General features: G+C 68.0%; 19 protein-coding genes and 1 tRNA gene. 7 read left to right on the forward strand and 13 right to left on the reverse strand.

Translation table 11 applies throughout. From position 1 onward, the window contains the following. Positions 1–2 precede the first annotated feature (2 nt). The 3 genes from KHU32_RS11310 to mazG all read left to right on the forward strand — a co-directional run bounded on the left by KHU32_RS11310 (position 3) and on the right by mazG (position 2,466). Positions 3–773: a TatD family hydrolase gene (locus tag KHU32_RS11310; RefSeq protein WP_213670198.1), complete on the forward strand. Its 771-nt coding sequence runs from the start codon at positions 3–5 to the stop codon at positions 771–773. Continuing rightward, positions 770–1,561, forward strand: coding sequence for an MBL fold metallo-hydrolase (locus KHU32_RS11315; protein WP_213670199.1), 792 nt, complete (start codon positions 770–772; stop codon positions 1,559–1,561). Before KHU32_RS11310 ends, KHU32_RS11315 begins: the two co-directional genes overlap by 4 nt. Positions 1,562–1,683: 122 nt before the next feature. Beyond that, entirely contained in the window at positions 1,684–2,466 is a 783-nt protein-coding gene (mazG, locus tag KHU32_RS11320) for a nucleoside triphosphate pyrophosphohydrolase (RefSeq protein ID WP_213670200.1), read from the forward strand. Between the two features lie 45 nt (positions 2,467–2,511). Here mazG and KHU32_RS11325 read toward each other — a convergent pair whose 3' ends face one another. The 3 genes from KHU32_RS11325 to KHU32_RS11335 are packed head-to-tail and all read right to left on the reverse strand — an operon-like array spanning position 2,512 to position 5,264. Beyond that, on the reverse strand, positions 2,512–3,423 hold the full coding sequence (locus tag KHU32_RS11325) for a pirin family protein (protein WP_213670201.1): 912 nt from the start codon (positions 3,421–3,423) through the stop codon (positions 2,512–2,514). Between the two features lie 56 nt (positions 3,424–3,479). Continuing rightward, the gene (locus KHU32_RS11330) at positions 3,480–4,247 is read right to left on the reverse strand and encodes an NUDIX hydrolase (RefSeq protein ID WP_213670202.1); all 768 of its coding nucleotides are present in this window, start codon (positions 4,245–4,247) and stop codon (positions 3,480–3,482) included. A gap of 33 nt (positions 4,248–4,280) precedes the next feature. Further along, a complete protein-coding gene (locus KHU32_RS11335; RefSeq protein WP_249680965.1) occupies positions 4,281–5,264 on the reverse strand; it encodes a Bug family tripartite tricarboxylate transporter substrate binding protein in 984 nt (327 codons plus the stop codon). 108 nt (positions 5,265–5,372) lie between these two features. Between KHU32_RS11335 and KHU32_RS11340 the strand changes: the two genes are divergently transcribed. Then, positions 5,373–6,092, forward strand: coding sequence for a DUF1028 domain-containing protein (locus KHU32_RS11340; RefSeq protein WP_213670203.1), 720 nt, complete (start codon positions 5,373–5,375; stop codon positions 6,090–6,092). 136 nt (positions 6,093–6,228) lie between these two features. Here the strand turns inward: KHU32_RS11340 and KHU32_RS11345 are convergent, their stop codons facing one another. Next, on the reverse strand, positions 6,229–6,594 hold the full coding sequence (locus KHU32_RS11345) for a DUF6481 family protein (RefSeq protein WP_213670204.1): 366 nt from the start codon (positions 6,592–6,594) through the stop codon (positions 6,229–6,231). 96 nt (positions 6,595–6,690) lie between these two features. Here KHU32_RS11345 and KHU32_RS11350 point away from each other — a divergent pair, with 96 nt between their 5' ends. After that, positions 6,691–8,343 carry an NAD(P)/FAD-dependent oxidoreductase gene (locus tag KHU32_RS11350; RefSeq protein WP_213670886.1) on the forward strand — a complete coding sequence of 551 codons (1,653 nt, stop codon included), beginning with the start codon at positions 6,691–6,693 and terminating at the stop codon, positions 8,341–8,343. Positions 8,344–8,350: 7 nt separating this feature from the next. Here KHU32_RS11350 and KHU32_RS11355 read toward each other — a convergent pair whose 3' ends face one another. The 5 genes from KHU32_RS11355 to KHU32_RS11375 all read right to left on the reverse strand — a co-directional run bounded on the left by KHU32_RS11355 (position 8,351) and on the right by KHU32_RS11375 (position 17,392). Further along, positions 8,351–9,307 carry a lysylphosphatidylglycerol synthase domain-containing protein gene (locus tag KHU32_RS11355; RefSeq protein ID WP_213670205.1) on the reverse strand — a complete coding sequence of 319 codons (957 nt, stop codon included), beginning with the start codon at positions 9,305–9,307 and terminating at the stop codon, positions 8,351–8,353. Between the two features lie 152 nt (positions 9,308–9,459). Next, positions 9,460–10,128: a glutathione S-transferase family protein gene (locus KHU32_RS11360; protein WP_213670206.1), complete on the reverse strand. Its 669-nt coding sequence runs from the start codon at positions 10,126–10,128 to the stop codon at positions 9,460–9,462. A 179-nt stretch (positions 10,129–10,307) separates the two neighbouring features. After that, entirely contained in the window at positions 10,308–14,831 is a 4,524-nt protein-coding gene (gene gltB, locus KHU32_RS11365) for a glutamate synthase large subunit (protein WP_213670207.1), read from the reverse strand. A 5-nt stretch (positions 14,832–14,836) separates the two neighbouring features. Then, on the reverse strand, positions 14,837–16,273 hold the full coding sequence (locus tag KHU32_RS11370; protein WP_213670208.1) for an NAD(P)-dependent oxidoreductase: 1,437 nt from the start codon (positions 16,271–16,273) through the stop codon (positions 14,837–14,839). A gap of 186 nt (positions 16,274–16,459) precedes the next feature. Beyond that, positions 16,460–17,392 carry a complex I NDUFA9 subunit family protein gene (locus KHU32_RS11375; protein ID WP_213670209.1) on the reverse strand — a complete coding sequence of 311 codons (933 nt, stop codon included), beginning with the start codon at positions 17,390–17,392 and terminating at the stop codon, positions 16,460–16,462. A gap of 140 nt (positions 17,393–17,532) precedes the next feature. Here KHU32_RS11375 and KHU32_RS11380 point away from each other — a divergent pair. Then, positions 17,533–17,618, forward strand: a tRNA-Leu gene (locus tag KHU32_RS11380). A 329-nt stretch (positions 17,619–17,947) separates the two neighbouring features. On the opposite strand, the gene KHU32_RS11385 is transcribed toward KHU32_RS11380, so the two are convergent. Beyond that, complete coding sequence (locus tag KHU32_RS11385; RefSeq protein WP_213670210.1) at positions 17,948–18,331, reverse strand: cupin domain-containing protein; 384 nt, start codon at positions 18,329–18,331, stop codon at positions 17,948–17,950. 640 nt (positions 18,332–18,971) lie between these two features. Between KHU32_RS11385 and KHU32_RS11390 the strand changes: the two genes are divergently transcribed. Then, complete coding sequence (locus KHU32_RS11390) at positions 18,972–19,610, forward strand: ribonuclease D (RefSeq protein ID WP_213670211.1); 639 nt, start codon at positions 18,972–18,974, stop codon at positions 19,608–19,610. 28 nt (positions 19,611–19,638) lie between these two features. On the opposite strand, the gene KHU32_RS11395 is transcribed toward KHU32_RS11390, so the two are convergent. From KHU32_RS11395 to rpoN, 3 genes are all read right to left on the reverse strand, one after another. Beyond that, the gene (locus KHU32_RS11395; RefSeq protein ID WP_213670212.1) at positions 19,639–20,244 is read right to left on the reverse strand and encodes a hypothetical protein; all 606 of its coding nucleotides are present in this window, start codon (positions 20,242–20,244) and stop codon (positions 19,639–19,641) included. A gap of 167 nt (positions 20,245–20,411) precedes the next feature. Beyond that, a complete protein-coding gene (hpf, locus tag KHU32_RS11400) occupies positions 20,412–21,191 on the reverse strand; it encodes a ribosome hibernation-promoting factor, HPF/YfiA family (protein WP_347265542.1) in 780 nt (259 codons plus the stop codon). A gap of 22 nt (positions 21,192–21,213) precedes the next feature. Further along, the gene (rpoN, locus tag KHU32_RS11405; RefSeq protein ID WP_213670213.1) at positions 21,214–22,671 is read right to left on the reverse strand and encodes an RNA polymerase factor sigma-54; all 1,458 of its coding nucleotides are present in this window, start codon (positions 22,669–22,671) and stop codon (positions 21,214–21,216) included. Between the last annotated feature and the right edge of the window lie 27 nt (positions 22,672–22,698).

A 22,698-nucleotide genomic window follows, 5' to 3' on the forward strand; every position in this document is an offset into this window, starting at 1 on the left:
CGATGATCATCGATAGCCACTGCCATCTCGACTATTTCAGCGACACCGAGGTCGAGGAGATCCTGGCGCGCGCCGAAGCCGCCGGCGTCGGCCGCATGGTGACCATCGGCACCTCGATGCCGCAGTCGGAGGCCGTGCTGCGGCTCGTCGACCGGTTCCCGCAGGTCTGGGGCACCATCGGCGTCCACCCGCACCAGGCCAGCCAGGAGCCCATGCCCACGGTCGAGGAGCTGGTTGCCCTGGCGCGGCACCCGCGCATCATCGGCATCGGCGAGAGCGGGCTCGACTACTTCTACGACAAGTCGCCGCGCGACGTTCAGCAGGAGGGCTTCCGCCGCCACTGCCGCGCCGCGCGCGAGGCCGGCCTGCCGCTGGCCATTCACGCCCGGGATGCCGATACCGATATCGCGTCGATCCTGGCCGAGGAGCGGGAAGGGGGCGACTTCTCCTTCCTCCTGCACTGCTTCAGCTCCTCCGCCTGGCTGGCCGACCGCGCGATCGAGATGGGCGGCTATATCTCCTTCTCCGGAATCCTGACCTTCCCGAAGTCGACGGAGCTTCGGGACGTCGCGGCCCGACTGCCGGAGGATCGGCTGCTGCTGGAGACGGATTCGCCCTATCTCGCGCCCGTGCCGCTGCGCGGCAAGCGCTGCGAGCCCGCCTATACGGCCCATACCGCCAAGGTGCTGGCCGATTGCCGCGGCGTCAGCCTCGAGCGCATCGGCGAGATCACCACCGCCAATTTTCATCGTCTGTTCACCAAGGCCGCATGAGCCTGCGGATCAGGCTTCTCGGCACCGGTCCGTCCCAGGGCGTGCCGGCGGTCGGGGGCGCGGATGGCGCGGGGAACTGGGGCGACTGCGACCCGGCCGAGCCGCGCAACCGGCGCCGCCGCACCTCGGCGCTGATCGAGGCGCCGGACGGCACGCGGCTGCTGGTCGATGCCGGCCCCGATCTGCGTGGGCAGCTTCTTGATAACCGAATCAGTGGCTTCGACGCCGTCCTGCTGACGCATGCCCATGCGGATCACATCGCCGGCATCGACGAATTGCGGGCGGTGAACCGCTCCATCGGCCGGATCCTGCCGGTTTTCGGGACGGAAAAGACGCTGGGCGAGGCGCGGCAGCGCTTCGACTACGCCTTCCGGCCGGCCACCACGGGCTTCTTCCGGCCGGCGCTGGAAGGCCGGATCGTCGCGCCAGGCGAGACATTCCGGCTCGGTCCGATGGATATCGAGCTCTTCGACCAGGACCACACCGTCATGCGGACGCTGGGCCTGCGCATCGGCAGCTTCGCCTATACGACCGACGTGATCCGCTTTCCGGCCGAGAGCTTCGAGCGGCTGCGCGGGCTCGACACCTGGGTGGTGGGCTGCCTCACGACCGGAACCAATCCCGTGCACGCCAATCTCGACCAGGTGCTGGAATGGGTCGCGGAGCTGCGGCCGCGCCGGACGATCCTGACGCATCAGGGCGACCGGATGGACTTCGCGACCGTCACGGCCAGGCTGCCGGCCGGTGTCGAGATGGGCATCGATGGCCTCGTCCTGGAGCTGCCTTGACGTTCTTTCCCCAGAGACCGCTTAGAAATCCACAGCTTTTTCCCCATCTCTGATTTTTCCATAATAAATCTTATGCGGTAATTAGGCCTGTGGAAAACTCACTGGACAACTTGGAGACTTCCATGACCGACGCCCCCTCCATCGACGCCCTTCTCTCGGTCATGGTGCAGCTGCGCGATCCGGAGACCGGCTGCCCCTGGGACGTGGCGCAGGATTTCTCGACGATCGCGCCCTTCACGGTGGAGGAAGCCTACGAGGTCGCGGACGCGATCCGTCGTGGGCCGGAGCCGTCCATGCTGGTGGACGAGCTCGGCGACCTGCTCCTCCAGGTCGTCTATCATTCCCGCCTGGCCGAAGAGCGCGGCTGGTTCCGCTTCGAGGATGTGGCGGCCGCGGTCACGGCCAAGATGATCCGTCGGCACCCCCACGTCTTCGGCGACGCGGATGCCTCGCAGGCCACGGATATCTGGGAGGGTCAGAAGGCAGCTGAGCGCGCCGCCCGGGCCGAGACCGGCGCGCTGGCCGGCATCGCCACCGGCCTGCCCAGCCTCACCCGGGCCAGCAAGATCGCCAAGCGCGCCGCGCGCGTGGGCTTCGATTGGCCGGACGCCGCCTCCGTGCTGGGCAAGCTCGACGAGGAAACCGCCGAACTGCGGGCCGAGCTGGAGGAGGCCAACCCTGCCCGGCTGGCGGACGAGGTCGGAGATCTGCTTTTCGTCCTGGCCAACCTCGCCCGGAAGCTGGATCTGGACCCGGAGGTCTGCCTCGAGGGCGCCAACCGCAAGTTCGAGCGCCGCTTCGGCGCGGTCGAGGCCTCGCTGGCGACGCAGGGCCGCGCACCCGCGGATGCGACGCTGGAGGAGATGGAGGAGGCCTGGCGCGAAGCCAAGCGGAAAGGACTTTGATCCTTTAGGCTAATTTTCCAGAATTGACAGCACCGGATAATTATCCTAAATCCGCGGCAGTGGTATAAATTCCTTGTCGTCGCCAGGGACCGGGCCGAAACGGCCAGCCTCCCAATCGTCCTTCGCCTGGTTGATCCGGTCGCGGCTGGAAGACACGAAATTCCAGAAGATGTGGCGGGGACCGTCCATCACCGCCCCGCCCAGGAGAAGGAGGCGCGCCCCCTGCCCGCCGCCCTCGGCCGCCTCCAGGGCGCGGATCGCCAGCGCGTCGCCGGCGCGGAAGACGAGCATCCGCCCGGCTTCGAAACACTGGCCCGCGACCTCGACCGTGCCGGAGACGACATAGGCGCCGCGCTCCTCATGCCCGTCCGGCAGTGGCCAGGCGGCGCCTGGCCGGAGCTCCACATCGGCGTAGAAGAGCGGCCACCAGGTCTCGACCGGCGCCCGCGCGCCCCAGGCCTCCCCGGCCACGAGGCGGACCCGGGCGCCGGCCTCTTCCAGCACCGGCAGGCCTTCAGCCGGGTAATGGGTGAAGGTCGGGCCCATCTCCTCCCGGTCCTTGGGCAGCGCCGCCCAGGACTGGATGCCAAACAGCTTGTTCGGATGGGAGCGCAGCTCGGTCGCCGTCCGCTCCGAATGGGCGATCCCCTGCCCGGCCGTCATCCAGTTCAGCGCCCCTGGCCGGATGGCCTGTGCGCTGCCGAGGGTATCGCGGTGGAAGACCTCGCCCTCGAAGAGATAGGTCACCGTCGAAAGGCCGATATGAGGGTGCGGCCGCACGTCCAGGCCCCGACCGGTCAGGAACTCGCCCGGCCCCATCTGATCGAAGAAGATGAAGGGGCCGATCATCTGCCGCTCCTTCGTCGGCAGGGCACGGCGGACCTCGAAGCCGCCCACGTCATGCGAACGCGGGAGGATCAGGGTCTCGATCGAGGGCGGGAGGGCGGCGTTTTCCATGCCCTCAGCATGAGAGGTCGGGCCGCCGAATTCCAGTGACCCAGGAGCCCTGGCTGCTATCTGGCCGCCGGTGCGCTCTGTCCGGGCCAGAGGCCGCCCGAGGCGGGCCGGTCCTTCGCGGGGAAGAGGTCAGCACCATAGCCTGCCGCCAGCGGGATCCGCAGATTGACGCCGCCGGCGCCGTCCGGCTCCGGCTGGGGCGTCACGGTCACGATCGGCGTGATGCGGGCGGCGGCGATGGCCTCGGCGACAGTGCCGGAGCGTGCCAGGCGCAGCAGGTTGAGGCGTGTCGCGAAGACCAGGGTGCGGCGGCCGGAATCGGCCTCCTCGACCGCCTCGCCCGGCCGCATCCAGACCGCTTCCACGGCCTCGTGCCCGTCATGCACGGCGATCTGGCCCTCCGGCGCCTCGGCGACGAAGAAATGGGTGTCGAAGCGCTTGGGGCTGTGGGCCGGCGTGATCCAATGCGCGAAATGGGTCAGCAGGCCATGGGCGGGCGCCACGCCCCGGTCCCGCAGAAGGGCGTGGAACTCCGTCTCAGCCGTCGTGACGGGCGCGGGGGGATGGGCGAGCAGCACCCCCGTCTCCTCCCAGGCCTCGCGGATGGCGCCCACGCGGAAGGCGCCGAGCGGATCGCCCGGCGGGGCCAGCAGCGCATCCGCCTCCTCGACCCGGCCGCCCGGGAAGACCAGGGCGCCGGAGGCGAAGGCCACTTCCCGCGCCCGGCAGATCAGCAGGACCTCCAGCCCGGCCGCGCCGTCGCGCAGGAGGATGATGGTCGCGGCGGGGCGGGGAATCGCGGGGGTGCTGGCCGGTGTGCTCATGAACCGCAATGAAGCGCAGACCGGCCGCTCCGGCTACTGCGAGCGGATATTCCCCTCGCTGATGATCGGCGCCCAGGTCTCATGGTCGCGGCGGATGAAGTCGGCGAAGTTCTCCGGCGAGCCGCCCACCATGCGCCCGGCCTGCTGGCGGAAGACGGCCTCCGCCACTTCGGGCATGGCCGCGATCTTGCCGAAGACCTCGTTGATCCGCAGCACCATGCCGCGCTCCATGCCGGCCGGCGCCACGATCCCGTGCCAGACCGAGCAGTTGAAGCCCGGCAGTTCGGCCGCCAGCGGCGGGATGCCGGGCAGCAGCGGCGTGCCGTCGGGCCAGCTGACCGCGACTGCCCTCGCCCGCCCGTCCCGCACCATGTTCAGTGCGGAGGAGACCGTCGGGAAGCCGAACTGCGCATCGCCCCGCACCAGGGCCGTCACCATCTCGGCGCCCGAGCGATAGGGCACGTGCACCATCCGGATGCCGGCCCGCTTCAGGAAGAGCTCCATGAAGAGGTGGCTGCCATTGCCGTTGCCCGCCGAGGAAAAGGTGAAGCCTTCCGGCCGCTCCTTCGCCGCGGCGATGATCTCGGCCGCGCTGCGATAGGGAACGTCGGGATGGGCGATCAGCGCCCCCGGGAGGCTGACCAGGTGGATGATGGGGGCGAAGGCCGTCATCGGGTCGTAGCCCAGGCCGGGGTTCATCTCCTTGGCGATGCAGTTTGCGCCCACATCGGCCATCATCAGCGTCAGCCCGTCGGGCCGCTGCTGGGCCGTGAAGGCGCCGGCGATGGCCCCGCCCGCGCCGGGCCGGTTCTCCACCACCAGCGACTGGCCATTGGCGTGATCGGGGAAACGGGCGGCGACGGTGCGGCTCAGCGTGTCGATCGCGCCGCCCGCGCCGAAGGGTACGATCAGCCTGATGGGGCGGTCGGGCCAGCCCGGCTGCGCCAGGGCGGGTGCGGCCAGTACCGCTGCGCCACCTGCCAGGGCGGCGCGGCGCGTCATGGAATTCGGCCTCATGGAACGTCTCCCTTATCCTTGTTATTGCCCTTGGCTTTGCCCCTGCCCGGCGTCCCGTGCAAGTTTCGGCTGTACGCGTCGCGCCGCTCGAATCGGAAAGGACCCGCCTTGACCTGGTCGCTGCTCGCCCACGAGCCTGAAACCGGCACCTTCGCCGTCGCCGTCACCACCTGCGCCCTGGCCGTCGGTGCCTCCTGCCCCTTCGTTCGAAGGGGCGTCGGCGCCGTCTCCACCCAGTCGATCACGAACCGCTACCTGGGCCCCGCCGTGCTCGACGCCATGGCGCGCGGCCTCTCGCCCAGCGCCGCGATCGAGGGCGCGCTGGTGGGGGATGACGGCAAGCACATGCGCCAGGTTCATGCGATCGATAGCCACGGGCGCAGCGCGGCCTGGACGGGCAACAACTGCGTGGAATGGTGCGGCTCGCGCTCCGGCTCCGGCTGGTCGGTGGCGGGCAACATGCTCGCGGGGCCGGAAGTGGTCTCCGACACGGCTGCGAGCTTCATCGCCCGTCAGGACCTGGCGCTCCCGGAGCGGATGCTGAACGCCCTGCAGGCCGGCGAGACCCTGGGCGGCGACAAGCGAGGCCGGCAGTCGGCCGCGCTGAAGCTCATCACCAATGAGGATTTCCCGGACATCGACCTGCGGGTCGACGACCATGGCGCGCCGCTGGACGAGCTGGAGCGCCTGCTGAAGGTGTGGCGCATCTCCCGCGCGCCCATGCTGCGGCTGTCCCCGCGCCGCTCGCACCCCTCGGGCAGCACCGATCTCGATGCGATCGAGGCCGGTTGGCAGCGCCAGGGGCTGGACATCAAGTTCCGCCGCTGAGGCTCTGCCGGGGCGGTCAGGAAAAGGCGGGAGGCTGAGCTTCCCGCCGGAGAGCCGAGGGGCTTCGCCCCTCGATGCCATCTCCCGCGAAAGGTGAAGGGATATCCCGGCCCCCAATGCGGGGCCGGGCGGCGCCTCAGCGGCGCTTCTTCTTCTCGGCGATTCGCGCGTCGCGCTCCGCCTTCTGGGCCGCGAGCATCGCGGCGGTGCGCCGGCGCGCCTCCTGGGCGGCATTGGCAGCGGCGGCCAGGGCGGCGGCCTTCTTCGCGGCCTCCTCGGCGGCCTTCTCGGCGGCGAGGGCCTCGGCCTTCTCCACCGCGCGCTGGGCCGCGGCGGCCTCGCGCTGGCGGCGTTGTTCGCCGAGGGCCTTCTGGGCCTCCAGGCGGGCAATCACCGCGGGGTCATCGGCCGGCGGACGGGCCTTGAACCGGTCGAGGAGCTTCTGACGCGCGGTGCTGGCGTCGTTGCGGCGTTCGTTGAACGTATCTTTTCGGGCGGGCATGCGGCGCGTCCTAGCAAAGCTGATCGAGGGTCGCGAGATGGAGGAAATGCATGGCGTCTCTTGACGCGGAGCATGGCGCCGGACGACTTCACGCGGATGCTGCGCCTCCATGAAATACGCCTGCCGCTCGATCACCCCCCGGAAGCGCTCGACGCGGCGCTGGCGGAGCGTCTCGGCGCGCCCGCCCAAGGCTTCACGATCGTTCGCCGCGGGTATGACGCCCGGAATCCGAAGCGAATCGTCCTGTCCTACACGCTCGACGTGGAGGTACCCGGGGAAGAGGCGCTGCTCGCCCGCGGCAGCCCCACGATCCGCCCGGCGCCGGACATGCGCTACCGCTTCGTGGCCGAGGCAGCCGGACGGATGGAGGAACGGCCGGTCGTCATCGGCACCGGTCCCTGCGGTCTCTTCGCCGGGCTGATCCTGGCGCAATCCGGCTTCCGCCCGATCATCCTCGACCGCGGCAAACAGGTCCGCGAGCGGACCAAGGACACCTGGGACCTCTGGCGCCGTGGGGTCCTGCACCCGGAGAGCAACGTCCAATTCGGCGAGGGCGGCGCCGGCACCTTCTCCGACGGCAAGCTCCATTCCCAGATCCGCGACCCCTTCCACTTCGGCCGCAAGGTGCTCGAGGAATTCGTGAAGGCCGGCGCACCGGAGGAGATCCTCTACGTCAGCAAGCCGCATATCGGCACCTTCCGCCTCGTGCAGATGGTCGAGGCCATGCGGGAGACCATTGAGGGCCTGGGCGGCGAGTACCGATTCGGCCAGCGCGTGGACGGCCTGGAGATCGAGGCCGGATCGGACGGGGCCCGCCGCCTCGCCGGCGTCGTCCTGCATACCGGCGAGCGCATCGCGACGCGCCATGCCGTGCTGGCCATCGGCCATTCGGCACGCGACACCTTCGCCATGCTGCACGAGCGGGGCGTCGCGATGACGGCCAAGCCCTTCTCCATCGGCGTGCGCATCGAGCATCCCCAGTCGCTGATTGACCGCCAGCGCTTCGGGCCCCATGCCGGCCACCCGTTGCTCGGCGCGGCGGATTACCGGCTGGTACATCACGCGAGCAACGGCCGCTCGGTCTATTCCTTCTGCATGTGCCCGGGCGGGACGGTCGTCGCCGCTGCCTCTGAGGCAGGGCGGCTCGTGACCAATGGCATGAGCCAGTATTCGCGCAACGAACGGAATGCCAATGCGGGCATCGTCGTCGGCATCACGCCGGAGGACTATCCGGGCGGCCCGCTGGCCGGCGTCGCCTTCCAGCGCCATTGGGAGGAGCGTGCCTTCGTGGCCGGCGGCAGCAGCTATGCCGCGCCCGCCCAGCGCGTGGGCGATTTCCTCGCCGGGCGGGCCTCGACCCATCTCGGGGATGTCGCGCCCTCCTATCGACCGGGCGTGACGCCGACCGACCTTTCGACCTGCCTGCCCGACTTCGTCGCCGAGGCCATCCGGGAGGCCCTGCCCGCCTTCGACCGCGACCTGCCGGGTTTTGCCCTGGCCGACGCCGTCATGACGGGCGTGGAAACCCGCACCTCCTCGCCCGTGCGCATCGAGCGGGGCGAGGATTGCCAGAGCCTGAGCCTCCGCGGCCTGTTTCCCGCCGGCGAAGGCGCGGGTTATGCGGGCGGCATCCTCTCGGCCGGGGTGGACGGGATCCGCGTGGCGGAAGCGGTCGCGCTGGCGATGACCGATGGCGGTCCCGTGCGCAGCAGCGGGCGGCCCGCCGAAAGCAGCGTGCCTTACGGCTGAGGAGCCCTTACGGGCGGGCCTCGTCGCGCCGCCAGGCGACCAGGCCGAAGAGCCCGACCAGGATCTCGCGCGTGCGGCGGATCAGCGCGGCATTGAGCGCGGTGGCCGGCGGCACGCCGATCAGGGCGCAGGCGGCGACGATGGCTCCCTCCTGCACCAGGGCGGCGCCGGGCAGCAGGAAGCCCGCGCTGCGCACCACCTGGGCGAAGCTCTCGATGACCAGCGCCTCCGCGAAGCTCACCGGGAAGCCGATGATCCACAGGAGCAGGAACATCTCGACGCTGCCCATCATCCAGTTGCCGAGATGCACCAGGGTGGAGAGAGCCAGGGCCTTCCGGTCTTCATGCAGGCGCAGGATGGTGGCCTGGAAGCGGTCCAGCCAATCGGGCTGCAGCCGTGGCCACCGCTTCGCGAGGCGCTCCAGCACGCGGCGCAGCAGGCCCAGCGCCCAGGGCCGCTGAAGCGCCACCAGCGCGCAGGCCATCAGGGCGGCGACCGCGGTTCCGATCCAGAAGCCTGTCGCCTCCGAGGCGCGTCCCAACGCGAGGAAGGTCCCGAGGCCGATCAGGGTGAAGAGCGTCTGCGAGACCGCCTCGAGCGTGATGCCGAGTGTCGCCGTCCCGGCCGCGAGGCCCGAGGGAATGCCGTCGCGGATCATCAACCGGGTCACGGCCGCCTGTCCGACCACGACCCCTGCCGGGAGCAGGGAATCGCACGCCTCCCGGTACCAGCGGAGCAGGAACATCCGCCGGAAGGTCGGGCGCACGGCTCGCGGCAAAAGGATCATCCAGCCGAGGCTGGTGAAGGCCAACTGCGGAATATGCGAGGCGAGCGAGGCCGCCAGGGCCAGCGGAAAAGCCGCCAGGACCGTCCAGAGGCTCGCGAGGTCGCGGGCGTTGAGAGCCACGATGGCGGCCAGCACGACCCCGCCCAGGATGAGCCCATTGCGCAGCCCGCTCCGCACGGAGGGCGCTTCCTTGGCCGCATCTGAAGGCGGCGTCAGTCGTTGATCGTCGGGAATTTCAGGAACCTGGCTTTTCGTCGGGCGGCATATAGGCGCTTTGGGAGGGGCGCGCCATGTCGGGCGCGCCACGCCTCAGGCCCCGGAATGCAGCTTCAGAAATCCAGGTCCGCGTAGTGGGCCGGCGGCTCCATGCCGGTCACCCGGTCGACGAGCAGCGTGCGGAAGGACGGGCGCGACTTCACCCGGCTGTACCAGTCGCGCGCGGCCGTGTTCAGCGACCAGTCGATGTCGTTCGCATAGTCGAGCGCGGAAAGATGCGCCGCCGCTGCGAAATCGGCGAGGCTGAGATGCGGCCCAGCGAGCCAGGTCCGCCGCTCAGCGAGCCAGCCGATCACTTCCATGTGCGTCTTGAGATTGGCGTAGCCGGCGCGGATCGCGGCACCGTCCGGATTGCCGTGGCCGAGCTGGCGCTTCATGTGCCGCTCCCACAGCAAGTTGCGGTAGACCTGCTGGCCGAAATGATTGTCGAACCAGCCGAGGAGCCGACGCACCTCCGCGCGCTCGGACAGGGTCCGGCCGAAGAGCGGAACGTCGGGATAGGCTTCGTCCAGATACTCGCAGATGGCGTAGCTCTCGGCGAGGACGAGCCCGTTCTCCTCCACCAGCACCGGCACGGTGCAGGCGGGATTCATAGCAAGGAATTCGGGCCTTCGTTCCCATACCCGTTCGACGCGGAGTTCGAAGGGAATCCGCTTCTCGGTCAGAGCAAGGCGAACCTTTCGCGAAAAGGGCGAAAGCGGCAGATGGTATAGGATTCTCACGCTGCCCCTATGCCATCCGCCGGCGATTCACGGAAGCCGAGGCCGGCCCGCGAAGTCCCTGCATGGCCGTGTTTTCATCGGTCGCCCACGAGCGATCGCCGAGCCTCATGAAGAGGCAATACGTCATGCGCGAGGGGTGGCCCGCTCCGCCCTGGATCAGGACGGGGCGGGCCCTTCCCTCACTCCGCCGCCGCCGCGACTTCCGTCATCGGCCGTGCCAGGTACTTCGCGTATTCCTTCGGCACGACGTGCCAGAAGGCCTCCCGCTCCGTGTCCCAGTCATTGAGGATACGGGCCGCATGACGGCTTCCGGTTTCCGTCACGTGGCGCTGGATCAGCGCCCGCAGCTCACCTTCCCAATGAGCCGAGGCCAGGCGCTGCCATTGCAGCGTCTCGGGATTCACCCGGACCTCGAAGGTGCGGGCCGGATCGTAGACGAAGGCCGCGCCGCCGGTGAAACCGGCGCCGAAATTGTCGCCGACCTCGCCCAGGATCACCACCGTGCCGCCGGTCATATACTCGCAGGCATTCGTCCCCACGCCCTCGACGACGGTGATCGCGCCCGAATTGCGAACGGCGAAGCGCTCGCCGGCCCGACCCGCGGCGAAGAGCGCGCCGGCCGTCGCGCCGTAGAGGCAGGTGTTGCCGATGATGGAATTCTCGTTCCAGACCAGGCCCGACGACGGCGCGGGACGCACGACGATGGTCGCGCCCGACAGGCCCTTGCCGACATAGTCGTTGCTGTCGCCATAGACCTCGAGCTTCAGCCCCTTCACGCCGAAGGCGCCCAGCGACTGCCCGGCGCTGCCGCGCAGGCGGACGGTCAGATGCCCTTCCTGCAGGCCGGTCATCCCGTACTGCCGGACGATGCGCGAGGAGACCTTCGTGCCGATGGCCCGGTGCGTGTTGCGGATGTTGTAGGCAAGCTGGATCTTCTCGCCCCGGTCGAAGAGCGGCGCCGCGTCGCGGATCATGTCCGCGTCCAGCGTCTCCGGCACCTCGTTGCGGCCCTCCAGCGTGCAGTAGGGCTTGTGCGGTCCGGCATCGGCCTTCACCAGCAGCTGGTTGAGGTCGAGGTCGTCCAGGTCGTCGGCGCCACGGCTGACCTGCTTGAGCAGATCGGTACGGCCGATGATCTCCTCGATCTTGCGGAAGCCCAGCGAGGCCAGGATCTCGCGTACTTCCTCCGCCACGAAGCTGAAGAGGGTGATGACCTTCTCGGGCGAGCCCGTGAACTTCTCCCGCAGCGCCTCGTCCTGCGTGCAGACGCCGACCGGGCAGGTATTGGCGTGGCACTGCCGCACCATGATGCAGCCCATCGCCACCAGCGAGGCCGTGCCGATGCCGAATTCCTCGGCGCCCAGCATGGCCGCGACCACAATGTCGCGCCCGGTCTTGAGGCCGCCATCGGTGCGCAGCTTCACCCGATGCCGCAGCCGGTTCAGCATCAGCACCTGATGCGTCTCGGTCAGCCCCATCTCCCAGGGCAGACCCACATATTTGATGGAGCTGACCGGCGAGGCGCCCGTGCCGCCCGAATGGCCGGAGACGAGGATCGCATCGGCCTTCGCCTTGGCGACGCCGGCCGCGATGGTGCCGATGCCCGATCGGGCCACCAGCTTCACGCAGACCGTCGCATCCGGGTTGATCTGCTTCAGGTCGTAGATGAGCTGCGCGAGATCCTCGATGGAGTAGATGTCGTGATGCGGCGGAGGCGAGATCAGCGTGACGCCCGGCGTCGAATGCCGCAGCTTCGCGATCAGCGCCGTCACCTTGAAGCCCGGCAGCTGGCCGCCCTCACCCGGCTTGGCGCCCTGGGCCACCTTGATCTCGATCTCACGGCAATTGTTCAGGTACTCGGCCGTGACTCCGAAGCGGCCCGAAGCGATCTGCTTCACCGCGGAATTCGCGTTGTCGCCATTCGGGCGCGGCTTCGCGCGCTCCGGATCCTCGCCGCCCTCGCCGCTGTCGCTGCGCGCGCCGATGCGGTTCATGGCGATCGACAGCGTCTCATGCGCCTCGGGGCTGAGGGCGCCGAGCGAAATGCCGGGCGCCAGCAGGCGCTTGCGGATCTCCGTGATGCTCTCGACCTCCTCGAGCGGAACCGGCTTCACGTTCTCCATGCGGAAATCGAGCAGGTCGCGCAGCGCCACCGGCGGCTGCTTGCGCACGGCCTCGGTGTAGCGCTTGAAGGTCTGGTAGCTGTCGGTGTCCACGGCCTTCTGGAGCGTGTGGATCAGCGTGCCGCCGAAGGCATGCGCCTCGCCGCGATGGCGCAGCTTGTAGAGGCCGCCGATGGGCAGTGTCATGACCTCGGTGTTGAAGGCGCGCGAGTGCAGCGCGAGGATGCGCCGCGACAGGCCCGCCAGGCCGATGCCCGAGATGCGCGAGGCGATACCCGGGAAGAACTCGGCCACCAGCGCGCGGGAAAGGCCGATCGCCTCGAAGTTCATGCCGCCGCGATAGGAGGAGATGACCGAGATGCCCATCTTGGACATCACCTTCAGCAGGCCCTTGTCCACCGCCTTCTTGTAGCGGGCGATGGCCGCATCCAGCGTCATGTCGCCGAAGAGGCCGCGGCGCTGGCGGTCGGCGATGGAGGCTTCGGCCAGATAGGCGTTGACCGTCGTGGCGCCGGCACCGACCAGCACGGCGAAGTAATGCACGTCGAGGCATTCCGCGCAGCGCACGTTGAGGCTGGTGAAGGTGCGCAGCGAGGTCTTCACGAGATGCGTATGCACCGCCGCGACGGCCAGGATCATCGGGATGTCGCAGCGGTCGCGATCCAGCGCCTCATCAGTCAGGATGACGTGCTGGCAGCCGCTGCGGACACCGTCCTCCGCCTCGCGCCGGATGCGCGCCAGGGCCTTGCGGAGCCCCGCCTCGCCCTCGGCGGCGTCGAAGGTGCAATCCACCTCGCAGACGCTGTCGCCCATGTAGTCGCGCATCGCCGCGAACTGGGCGGTCGAGAGCACGGGGCTATCCAGCATCAGCATGTCGCACTGGGTCGGATCCTCGTCGAGGATATTCCCGAGGTTGCCGAGCCGCGTCTTGAGCGACATCACCCGCGTCTCGCGCAGGCTGTCGATCGGCGGGTTGGTCACCTGGCTGAAGCTCTGCCGGAAATAGTGATGCAGCGCGCGGTACTGGCTGGAGAGCACGGCGAGCGGCGTGTCGTCGCCCATGCTGCCGATGGCCTCCTGCGCCTCCTCCACCATGGGGTGCAGGATCTGCTCCAGCTCCTCGAGCGTGTAGCCCATGGCGAGCTGGGCGCGGCGCAGCCCCTCGCCCGTCAGGGCCTCCTGCTCTGCCGCGCGCGACTTCACGATGTCGTCGATGCGCGTCGTGCGGCCGACCCACTGGCCGAAGGGGTGGCGGGCGGAGAGCGTGTCCTTGAGCTCCGCGTCGCCGTAGAAGCGGCCCTCGTCGAGGTCGACGCCGATGCATTCGCCCGGGCCGACGCGGCCCTTCGCGGCGATCGCATCCTCGGCGATCTTCACCATGCCCGTCTCGGAGCCGACGAAGAGCAGGCCGGTATGCGTGACCGTGTAGCGCAGCGGGCGCAGGCCGTTGCGGTCGAGGCCGGCCACCACCCAGCGGCCGTCCGTCGCGCAGAGGCCGGCCGGGCCGTCCCAGGGCTCCATCACGGCGTTGCAATAGAGGAACAGGTCGTGATGCGCGGCCGGCATGGTCGCGTTGCTGCCGAGGGATTCGGGGATCAGCATGGCCTTGGCCATGGGCGCGTCGCGTCCACCGCGCACCATCAGCTCGAAGACATTGTCGAGGCAGGCGGTGTCGCTGTTGCCGGCCTGGATGACGGGCTTGATCTCGTCGAGATGCGCATCGAGCAACGGATGGGACAGGCGCGTCTCATGCGCCTTCATCCAGTTCACGTTGCCGGAGAGCGTGTTGATCTCGCCGTTATGCGCGATCATGCGGAAAGGCTGCGCCAGGCGCCAGGTCGGGAAGGTGTTGGTGCTGTAGCGCTGGTGGAAGATGGCGAAGCGCGAGACGAATCGCGGATCCAGCAGGTCCGGATAGAATTCGGTCAGTGCCTCTGCCAGGAACATGCCCTTGTAGACGATGCTGCGGGCGGACAGGGAGCAGAGGTAGAGCTCCGGGATCTGCGCCGCGATGGCCTCCTTCTCGATGCGCCGGCGAATAACATAGAGGTCGCGCTCCATCGTCTCGCCGTCGCGCTGCTCCGGATCGTAGATCAGGATCTGCTCGATCTCGGGGCGGGTCGCATTGGCCTTCTCGCCGATCACCGAGACGTCGATCGGCACCTGGCGCCAGCCGTAGATGCCGTAGTTGCTCGCGAGGATCTCGGTCTCGACGATCTGGCGGCAGCGCTCCTGCGCGCCGAAATCGGTCTTCGGCAGGAAGACCTGGCCGACCGCGATGCGGCCGGGCCGCAGCTTGTCGCCGCCGTCCCGCACGGCCTGGGCGAAGAATTCCTGCGGGATCTCGAGGTTGATGCCCGCGCCGTCGCCGGTCTTGCCGTCGGCATCCACGGCGCCGCGGTGCCAGACCGCCTTGAGCGCGTCGATGCCCGCCTCGACCACTGCGCGCGACGGCTTGCCGTCCAGCGCCGCGACGAGGCCGACGCCGCAGGCGTCATGCTCCATCGTGTCGATGCCGGCGCTCTCGAGGAGCGCCTTGTTGGCCTCATAGGCCTCGACGAATTGCTTGCCGCTTTCCATGGGGATCACTCCGCCGCCTGGGCCAGCTGGGCCTTGGACTTGATATAGGTCTCGATCTGCTCCGCTGCATCGCGCCCGTCCCGGATGCCCCAGACGACGAGCGAGGCGCCGCGCACGATGTCACCGCCGGCGAAGACGCCCGGCAGGTCGGTCATGAAGGTCCGATGATGGACCTTCAGCGTACCCCAGCGCGAAACCGGCAGTTCCGGCTCGCCGAAGGCTCGCGGCAGATCCTCGGGATCGAAGCCGAGCGCCTTGATGACCAGGCTCGCGGGCTCGACGAAATGGCTACCCTCGATGGGCGCGACCTGCTGGCGGCCGGTGGCGTCCGGCAGGCCGAGATGCATCTTCACGGTCCGCACGCCGGTGACTTCCTCGCCGCCGAGGAAGGCCTCGGGCGCGGAAAGCCAGAGGAAGCGCACGCCCTCCTCCTCGGCATTGTGCACCTCGCGCATGGAGCCGGGCATGTTCGCCCGGTCACGGCGGTAGAGGCAGGTGACGGACTTGGCACCCTGTCGGACCGCCGTGCGCACGCAATCCATGGCCGTGTCGCCGCCGCCGATGACCACGACCTCGCGGTCGGCCGCGTCCAGCGCGCCGCCGTCGAATTCCGGCACGGCATCGCCCAGGCCCTTGCGGTTCGAGGCGGTGAGATAGTCGAGCGCGGGCACGACGCCACGCAGCTCCGCGCCCGGAAGATCGATGTCGCGGGCCTTGTAGACGCCGGTCGCGATGAAGACGGCGTCATGGCGGGCGCGCAGTTCGGCGAGGCTCACATCCTGGCCGACCGCGACGTTGAGGTGGAACTGGATGCCGCCGGCCGCGTACTGCTCCCAGCGGCGCAGCACGATCTCCTTCTCCAGCTTGAAGTTGGGGATGCCGTAGATCATCAGGCCGCCGACCCGGTCGTAGCGGTCGTAGACATGGACCTGGAAGCCGCGCACGCGCAGCCGTTCGGCCGCCGCGAGGCCGGCCGGGCCGGCGCCGATGATGCCGACGCTATAGGGCAGCTCCCGCGTCGGCGTGGGGGGCTTCACCCAGCCCTGCTCCCACGCCGTATCGACGATGAAGCGCTCCACCGAGCCGATGGTGACGCTCTCGAAGCCCTTCTCGATGACGCAATTGCCTTCGCAGAGACGGTCCTGCGGGCAGACGCGGCCGCAGATCTCCGGGAAGGTGTTGGTGGCGGCGGCGACCTCATAGGCCTCCTCCATCCGCCCCTCGGCGGTGAGCTTCAGCCAGTCGGGGATGTTGTTGTTGAGCGGGCAATGCACCTGGCAGAAGGGCACGCCGCACTGGCTGCAGCGGCTGGCCTGCTCGGAGGCCTTGGCCGGCTCGAAGCGGGCATAGATTTCGTCGAAATCCTCGCGTCGCCGGGAAGCGGATCGCTTCTCCGGCGTCTGCTGCTGAAGGCGGACGAATTGCAACATGCGTTCAGCCATGAGGGCACCTCGACAGTTCGACAGCCTCCGCGAGGCGTCGCTGAACTGCACCTAACGGAGGTTTTCGGCCTCCGCCAGCCCAAAAACGGCATTAATGACAGTTTTGCTGACCTATATTTTCATCTTTCGCTTCTAGTTGAGAGTCGTTCGCGACTTCGTGTGAAAATTAAGGTCCGTATTGGACCTTCACATCGCCGGGCGCACCCGACGCGACCCGCCCGGCTTGAAGTGAGCCAGGTAGAAGGGCACCAGCGCCTCCACCGCCGAAGGCGCGATTCCGAGGTCCTTCAGCGTCAGCGCATCCGGCGACACGACGTTGTCGCGTCCCAGCAGCCGGAGCTGGTCGCGCGTCAGCGGCGGATTGGGTAGGAACTCGCCGATCCGCGCCTGGATCGCCGCCACGCAGGAGGGGATGTTCACCAGGCGCCGATTGCGCCCCGTCTCCTTCGCGACGAAGGCCATCAGTTCGCGGAAGGTCCAGACCTTGGGCCCGCCGAGCTCGTAGACCTTCCCTTCCGTCGAGGGATCGGCCAGCGCGGCCATCACCGCATCCGCGACGTCGCCCACGAAGACCGGCTGGAACTTCGTCGTGCCGTGGATCACCGGCATGAAGGGCAGGACCATCGACAGCTGGGCGAAGCGGTTGAAGAAGTGATCGGCCTCGCCGAAGACGACGGAAGGCCGCAGGATCGTGGCCCCGGGATAGGCCGCCAGCAGCTCGGCCTCGCCTTCGGCCTTGCTGCGCGCATAGGCGCTGGCGCTCGAGGCATCGGCGCCGATCGCGGAGAGATGCACCAGTCGTTCGACGCCGGCTGCGGCCGCGAGGCGACCGATGCGGCCCGGCGCCGCCGCCTGAACCGCCGCGAAGTCACCATGCAGGAGGCCGACGCAGTTCACGACGATCGACGCGCCTTCGACGGCACGGGCCACGGCGGCCTCATCCGTCACATCCGCGGCCAGCCCCGCGATCTGGCCCACCCGGCCCATCGTGTGCATGCCCTGCGCGCCCATGGGGTCGCGCGTCGCGACGCGCACCACGTAGTCCTCGCGGGCCAGCCTCTGCACCACCTGGCGGCCGATGAAGCCATTGCCGCCGAACACCGTCGCCACCTTGCGCATCACAAAAGTCCCTCCGTCCGCCGGATGACATACGTGGCCGGCGGTGCCCCGCCAAGCGCCTGAAATAAAACCTTGCTACCCCCGGGTTGACGACCCGCCGAGGCACCGGTAATTCCCCACTCACTTCGCCGCTAGTGATTGCCCAGGTGGTGGAATGGTAGACGCGCTGGCTTCAGGTGCCAGTGACCGCAAGGTCGTGGAGGTTCGAGTCCTCTCCTGGGCACCATCTGCTTGATCGCAGATGGTACAGTAAAAAGAGAGAGGCGATTTTCTCAGATCCGAATTTATCTTGAGAAGATGCCTGCCCGGCGGCGGGATAGCCGCGTACGCCCCCTCCCCTTCAGATGCAGCCTATTGCCGTCAGCGGCTTGCAGCGACCCATGTCGGCCGATTCGAACTCACGGCGTGCCGCATGAGTTCGGGGACGCGGGGCCGAAATCGCACCTGCCTGCATTCACGACTCGCGGGCTGCGCATATTTGCCTGCCGCCGGGCCATTGCCCGGCTCCCCCTAAATCCATCCCGCGGCCGAGGCCTTATGTCACGGCGTGCGAAGTCAGTTCACCACACGGCGCCATAGCCGCGTGGCGCGGCTCGGCTGATGGATCGTCCAGGATTTGCGTACGTATTGCGGCACGGTCCAGGTCGCGTTGGTGCCGGCACGGAAGAACACGGTGTCGCCCGGGCGTGCGGTGAAGGTGCTGCCCATGTAGTCCAGCGTGACCTCGCCCTCGTGGATATAGATGGCTTCGTCCACGGCGAAGCGCCAATTGAACGTGGAGGGACCGTGCGCGGCGAAGATGCCCGACTGCACGCTGCCATTGGCCGTCGTCGAATAAGCGACGGCCTCAAATCGCGGGTCGCCGCTCATCACGGTGGCTGGCGCCGCCAGGTCTCGCACCAGCGGCCGCGCCACTGCCTCTGTGGAGGCTGCGGGCATATGCGCGACGTAATGCCAGGCCGATGCGGCGTGCCCCGCGACCCAAGCGGTTGCCAACCCCGCCGCGAACGCAGCCACCGCCACAGTCTTTATGCCGAATTTACCTGCTGCCAACGCGCCTCTCCCTAAATGATGCTGTGGTTCGCCCCCCCCCTACGGACACCGCGCGAACAACGCCGTCGCGCTGCCGCCGATAATCACCCCCGCGCCTATGCTGGCCACAATGATTGCCGCGCCACGTCGTCAAGGAACGAGGAAGACGATGGCAGGACATTCGAAATGTACCGGAACTGCAGACCAGAACCTGGTCTGCTTGGCGCTGGGATCATGAGAAGAACAAATCAGCGAATCTGTGTAGCTGACCTCAAACATCACGATCAAGATCGCAGGCAAAGTCCTTCTCCGTCACGATCAACAGCTGCATGTGGACCTGAACGTCGCAGATACGGATTGAATGGGGGGTGGATTTGTCGCGCCACCGCGAGGCGGAGAATTACGATGGTCGCCCTTCCAAGGAGGCTTTTATCGAGGGAGCTGCAGCAATCTTGGAATTGATTTCCTGAAGTTGGCCTCGTAAGCACCTGAAAATGCTATCCCGCCTTTCCTGGGCACCATTCTCTAAACGGTCGAGGTTCCCGACATGGCGAAGACCCTGTTCACCCCCTCCGGGGCCATCCACCTGCATGTCCAGGATCTCCCCCCGGATGTGAGCCTCGGCCCGGTCGTGGCCGTCGATACCGAGACGATGGGCCTGGACCCTCGCCGCGACCGCCTCTGCCTGGTCCAGCTCTCCTCGGGCGATGGCGTGGCGCATCTCGTCCAGATCGTCCCCGGCGGCGGGCCTTCGCCCAACCTCAAGGCACTGCTTGAGGATTCGGAGGTGGTGAAGCTCTTCCACTTCGCCCGGTTCGACGTCGCCGCCCTGTACCGCGGAATCGGCGCGACTGTGGCACCCGTCCGCTGCACCAAGATCGCCTCCAAGCTGGTCCGCACCTATACGGACCGGCACGGGCTCAAGGATCTCTGCCGGGACCTGCTCGGCGTCGACATCAGCAAGCAGCAGCAGACCAGCGATTGGGGCGCGCCGAACCTCACGCCCGAGCAATGCGCCTATGCCGCCAGCGATGTCCTGCATCTCCACGCCCTCTGGGCGCGGCTGGAGGGGCTGCTGCAGCGCGAGGGGCGGCTCGAACTGGCAGAGGATTGCTTCCGCTTCCTGCCGGCGCGCGGGAAGCTGGATCTGATGGGCTACGTCGACCCCGATATCTTCTCCCACTGAAAACGCGCTGCGCGGGGCCGCGCCCCGTTCACATCGCCTTCACCGCGAACCGGACCTTATTCTCCTCCGAGACGTTGATCATGCTTTCCTCGCCGTACCTGGTCTGAAGCTGCTTATGGCCGCCATTGGCCTTCAGGCGGCCGACGTTCAGGAAAACGAGCTGGGTGTAGCCCACCACTTCGATCGAGGTCCTTCCGGCCGCCTTCAGGCCGGAAGCGACGCGAAGGGCGAAGCTGCGCCGGTCGCCGTCGCCTGTAGCCACGCCATCCCGGTCCTCTTCCCGCTTGCCGCCACCCCAGCAGGTCCAGAGGCGCAGGCTGATGGACTTGTTGGCCAGGCCAAGTCTGACGAGGTCCCGGGCCAGGTTCTCGCCCACGACCTCATGCCGAACCGGGGCACCGGTGGCGATGGGGCCGAACATGCCCTCTTGCGTCGGGGTGATGTGATAGACGCCAACCCCGGCCCGGCGGCTCGCGCCATGGATGCAGACGTAGAGCCGGTCCTTCACACCGACGACTGAAAGCGGCGTCGCACTGGTGTTTCCCTGGTCGGCTCGTCCGATGAGCGTGTGGTGGCCGAAGAACCGGTTGTGGCGATTCTTCTCCTTCACCAGGGCGGCGGCAAATTCGTCCATCAAACCGTCCTCATAGGGGACGTAGACGTAGTGCTCGTACGTGAAAGGGCTCCCGTTCCGATTGACGTCGGAACGGGAGCACCCCAACAAGATTTCAGCTATGGGAAGCTTCCGATGGCAGCGATCGGCACGGCCGATCCGGCCGTGCCGCCGCCCTCACGAACAAATCAGGCTGAGGCTGGGTCTATCCAGCCCACATGGCCGTCACCGCGCCGGTAGACGACGTTGATCGTTCCGCTCGCGCTGTTCCGGAAGACGATGACCGGACTTCCCGCGAGGTCCAGGCGCATCGTGGCCTCGCTCACGGTCAGGAAGTGCAGCTCGCTGAGCGGCTCAGCCACCACGGCCGGGTGCTCCGCACCATTCATCTCGACGGCCTCGTCGCCCTCCTCGTCGATCGGCAAGCGGTATTCACGGAGAACATCCCCGTCGCGGGACGGCGCCTGGCTGCGCGCGTGTTCGTTCACCCTTCGACGGTAGCGCCTGAGGCGCTTTCCCACATGTTCCGCCGCGATGTCGAAGGCGCGCATCGCATCCGGCCCCTGCCCCTCCCCGCGCATGGTCAGTCCGCGCCCGGCGTGCAGGTTGATGTCGCAGGCGAAATGCCCCCCATTGCTGCCCTTGGCATCCTTCCGGAAAGTGACCCGCGCCTCGAGCGCATGGTCGAAGTACTTCCCAGTGATATTGCCGAGGCCGGTTTCGACATGGGAACGCAGCGAATCGCTAGTGGCGACCTGCTTGCCGGCGACAGTGATTTGCATCTGGTCTTTCCCTTTCGAGAAGCCGCGCCCGATATTCGGTTGGCCAGGGCAACGGAGAGGATTCCGTGTGAGCGGAAGCAGCCAACCCTTTGATTCAACGCGAATCGATGGCGCTGGATGCGTGACCTGTCCGAAAAAACCTGAATGCCCCGACATCGACACCGGCTTCCTCTGCCCGGCCGTCATCCGGCCATCAGGGAGGTGCCCTTCAGGCCGTGACGGCCTTCTCGCGCCTGCGCTGAACCGAGGACGGAATGCGCATCGCTTCCCGATATTTGGCCACCGTCCGCCGGGCGATGTCCACACCTTCTTCACGCAGGCGTAACACGATGGCGTCGTCGGAAAGGACGGCTTCGGCTGTCTCGCCCTGCACCATGCCGCGGATGCGATGGCGCACGGCCTCGGCGCTGACGCTGTCCCCGCCGGCGGTGCCCTGGATCGCCGTGGTGAAGAAGTATTTCAGCTCCAGCATCCCGCGCGGCGTCGCGATGTACTTGTTCGCGGTGACGCGGCTGACGGTGCTCTCATGCATCTCCACGGCCTCGGCCACGTCCCGCAGAATCAGGGGGCGAAGGAAGGCCACGCCATGGCGGAAGAAGGCGTCCTGCCGGCGCACGATCTCGGAGGCGACCTTCAGGATCGTGTTCGCCCGTTGCTCAAGGCTCTTCACCAGCCAGTTGGCGGTCTGCAGCTGCTCGGCGATGAAGCTGCGCTGTTCCCGATCGCGAAGACTCACGGTGGCCCGCGCCGCGAAGCCGCGATTGACCAGCACGCGGGGCAAGGTGTCTGGATTGAGCTCCAGCACCCAGGCACCGTCGGGCGCGGCCCGCATCAGCACATCCGGCTGGATGGTGTTGAGCGGCGCGTCGTCGCCTCCGGAACCAGGCTTGGGGTCCAGGCGCTTCACCTCGGCGATCATCTCCGCGAGGTCCTCGGAATCGACACCGCAGACCTCCATCAGGCCCCGGAGATCCCGGCGCGCGAGCATCGGCAGATTGTCGAGCAGAAGCGCCATGAAAGGGTCGTAGCGGCCCGCCTCCTCCAGCTGGACGGCCAAGCATTCCCGCAGGTCGGCACAGAACATGCCGGTCGGCTCGAAGCGCTGCATGGCGCGGCGCACGCGCTCCACCACCGCGACGTCGCAGCCGAGCCTGGCAGCCAACGCCGCCGCGTCGAGCGTCAGCCGGCCGGAGGGCTCCAGCATGGCGAGCAAGGCGGAGCCGATCAGCCGGTCGCGCGCTTCCTCGAAGTTTAGGCGGATCTGCTCGGCCAGGCGCTCGCGCAGCGTGGGCCCCTGCCCGGCCATTTCCTCGATGCCGCTGAGGTCGTCGCTGAAATCGGCGCGGCCGCCGGCGCCCATGCTGGGCGTGTAGGCCTCGCCGTCGTCGATGACATTGGAATAGTCGGCATCGAGCGCCGAAGCCTCGCCGATGGCGAGGGTGTCGCCGGCGGCGACTTCGGCCGAATCCGTGGCGGGGGCGACGGGCTCGGCGGCAGCGGTACGGGTCTCTTCCCGCTCGAGCAGCGGGTTGCGCTCCAGCTCCTCCTCGACGAAGGCGAGGACCTCCATGTTGGAGGAGTGCAGCAGCTTGATCGCCTGCCGCAGCTGCGGCGTCATCACCAGCGATTGCGACTGCCGCAGGTCGAGGCGAGGACCCATGGCCATGCTAGGGCGCCAGGCTATGGAAAGGCG

It is taken from the genome of Roseococcus pinisoli, from assembly GCF_018413645.1.
GTDB lineage: Bacteria > Pseudomonadota > Alphaproteobacteria > Acetobacterales > Acetobacteraceae > Roseococcus > Roseococcus pinisoli.

Coding starts and splice junctions, on each gene's coding strand:
- KHU32_RS11330 (WP_213670202.1), bottom strand. CDS start 4,247: ATGAGCACACCGGCCAGCACCCCCGCGATTCCCCGCCCCGCCGCGACC.
- KHU32_RS11325 (WP_213670201.1), bottom strand. CDS start 3,423: ATGGAAAACGCCGCCCTCCCGCCCTCGATCGAGACCCTGATCCTCCCG.
- KHU32_RS11345 (WP_213670204.1), bottom strand. CDS start 6,594: ATGCCCGCCCGAAAAGATACGTTCAACGAACGCCGCAACGACGCCAGC.
- KHU32_RS11310 (WP_213670198.1), top strand. CDS start 3: ATGATCATCGATAGCCACTGCCATCTCGACTATTTCAGCGACACCGAG.
- gltB (WP_213670207.1), bottom strand. CDS start 14,831: ATGGAAAGCGGCAAGCAATTCGTCGAGGCCTATGAGGCCAACAAGGCG.
- KHU32_RS11350 (WP_213670886.1), top strand. CDS start 6,691: ATGCTGCGCCTCCATGAAATACGCCTGCCGCTCGATCACCCCCCGGAA.
- KHU32_RS11395 (WP_213670212.1), bottom strand. CDS start 20,244: ATGGACGAATTTGCCGCCGCCCTGGTGAAGGAGAAGAATCGCCACAAC.
- KHU32_RS11375 (WP_213670209.1), bottom strand. CDS start 17,392: ATGCGCAAGGTGGCGACGGTGTTCGGCGGCAATGGCTTCATCGGCCGC.
- hpf (WP_347265542.1), bottom strand. CDS start 21,191: ATGACGGCCGGGCAGAGGAAGCCGGTGTCGATGTCGGGGCATTCAGGT.
- KHU32_RS11315 (WP_213670199.1), top strand. CDS start 770: ATGAGCCTGCGGATCAGGCTTCTCGGCACCGGTCCGTCCCAGGGCGTG.
- KHU32_RS11335 (WP_249680965.1), bottom strand. CDS start 5,264: ATGAGGCCGAATTCCATGACGCGCCGCGCCGCCCTGGCAGGTGGCGCA.
- KHU32_RS11390 (WP_213670211.1), top strand. CDS start 18,972: ATGGCGAAGACCCTGTTCACCCCCTCCGGGGCCATCCACCTGCATGTC.
- KHU32_RS11370 (WP_213670208.1), bottom strand. CDS start 16,273: ATGGCTGAACGCATGTTGCAATTCGTCCGCCTTCAGCAGCAGACGCCG.
- mazG (WP_213670200.1), top strand. CDS start 1,684: ATGACCGACGCCCCCTCCATCGACGCCCTTCTCTCGGTCATGGTGCAG.
- KHU32_RS11385 (WP_213670210.1), bottom strand. CDS start 18,331: ATGCCCGCAGCCTCCACAGAGGCAGTGGCGCGGCCGCTGGTGCGAGAC.
- rpoN (WP_213670213.1), bottom strand. CDS start 22,671: ATGGCCATGGGTCCTCGCCTCGACCTGCGGCAGTCGCAATCGCTGGTG.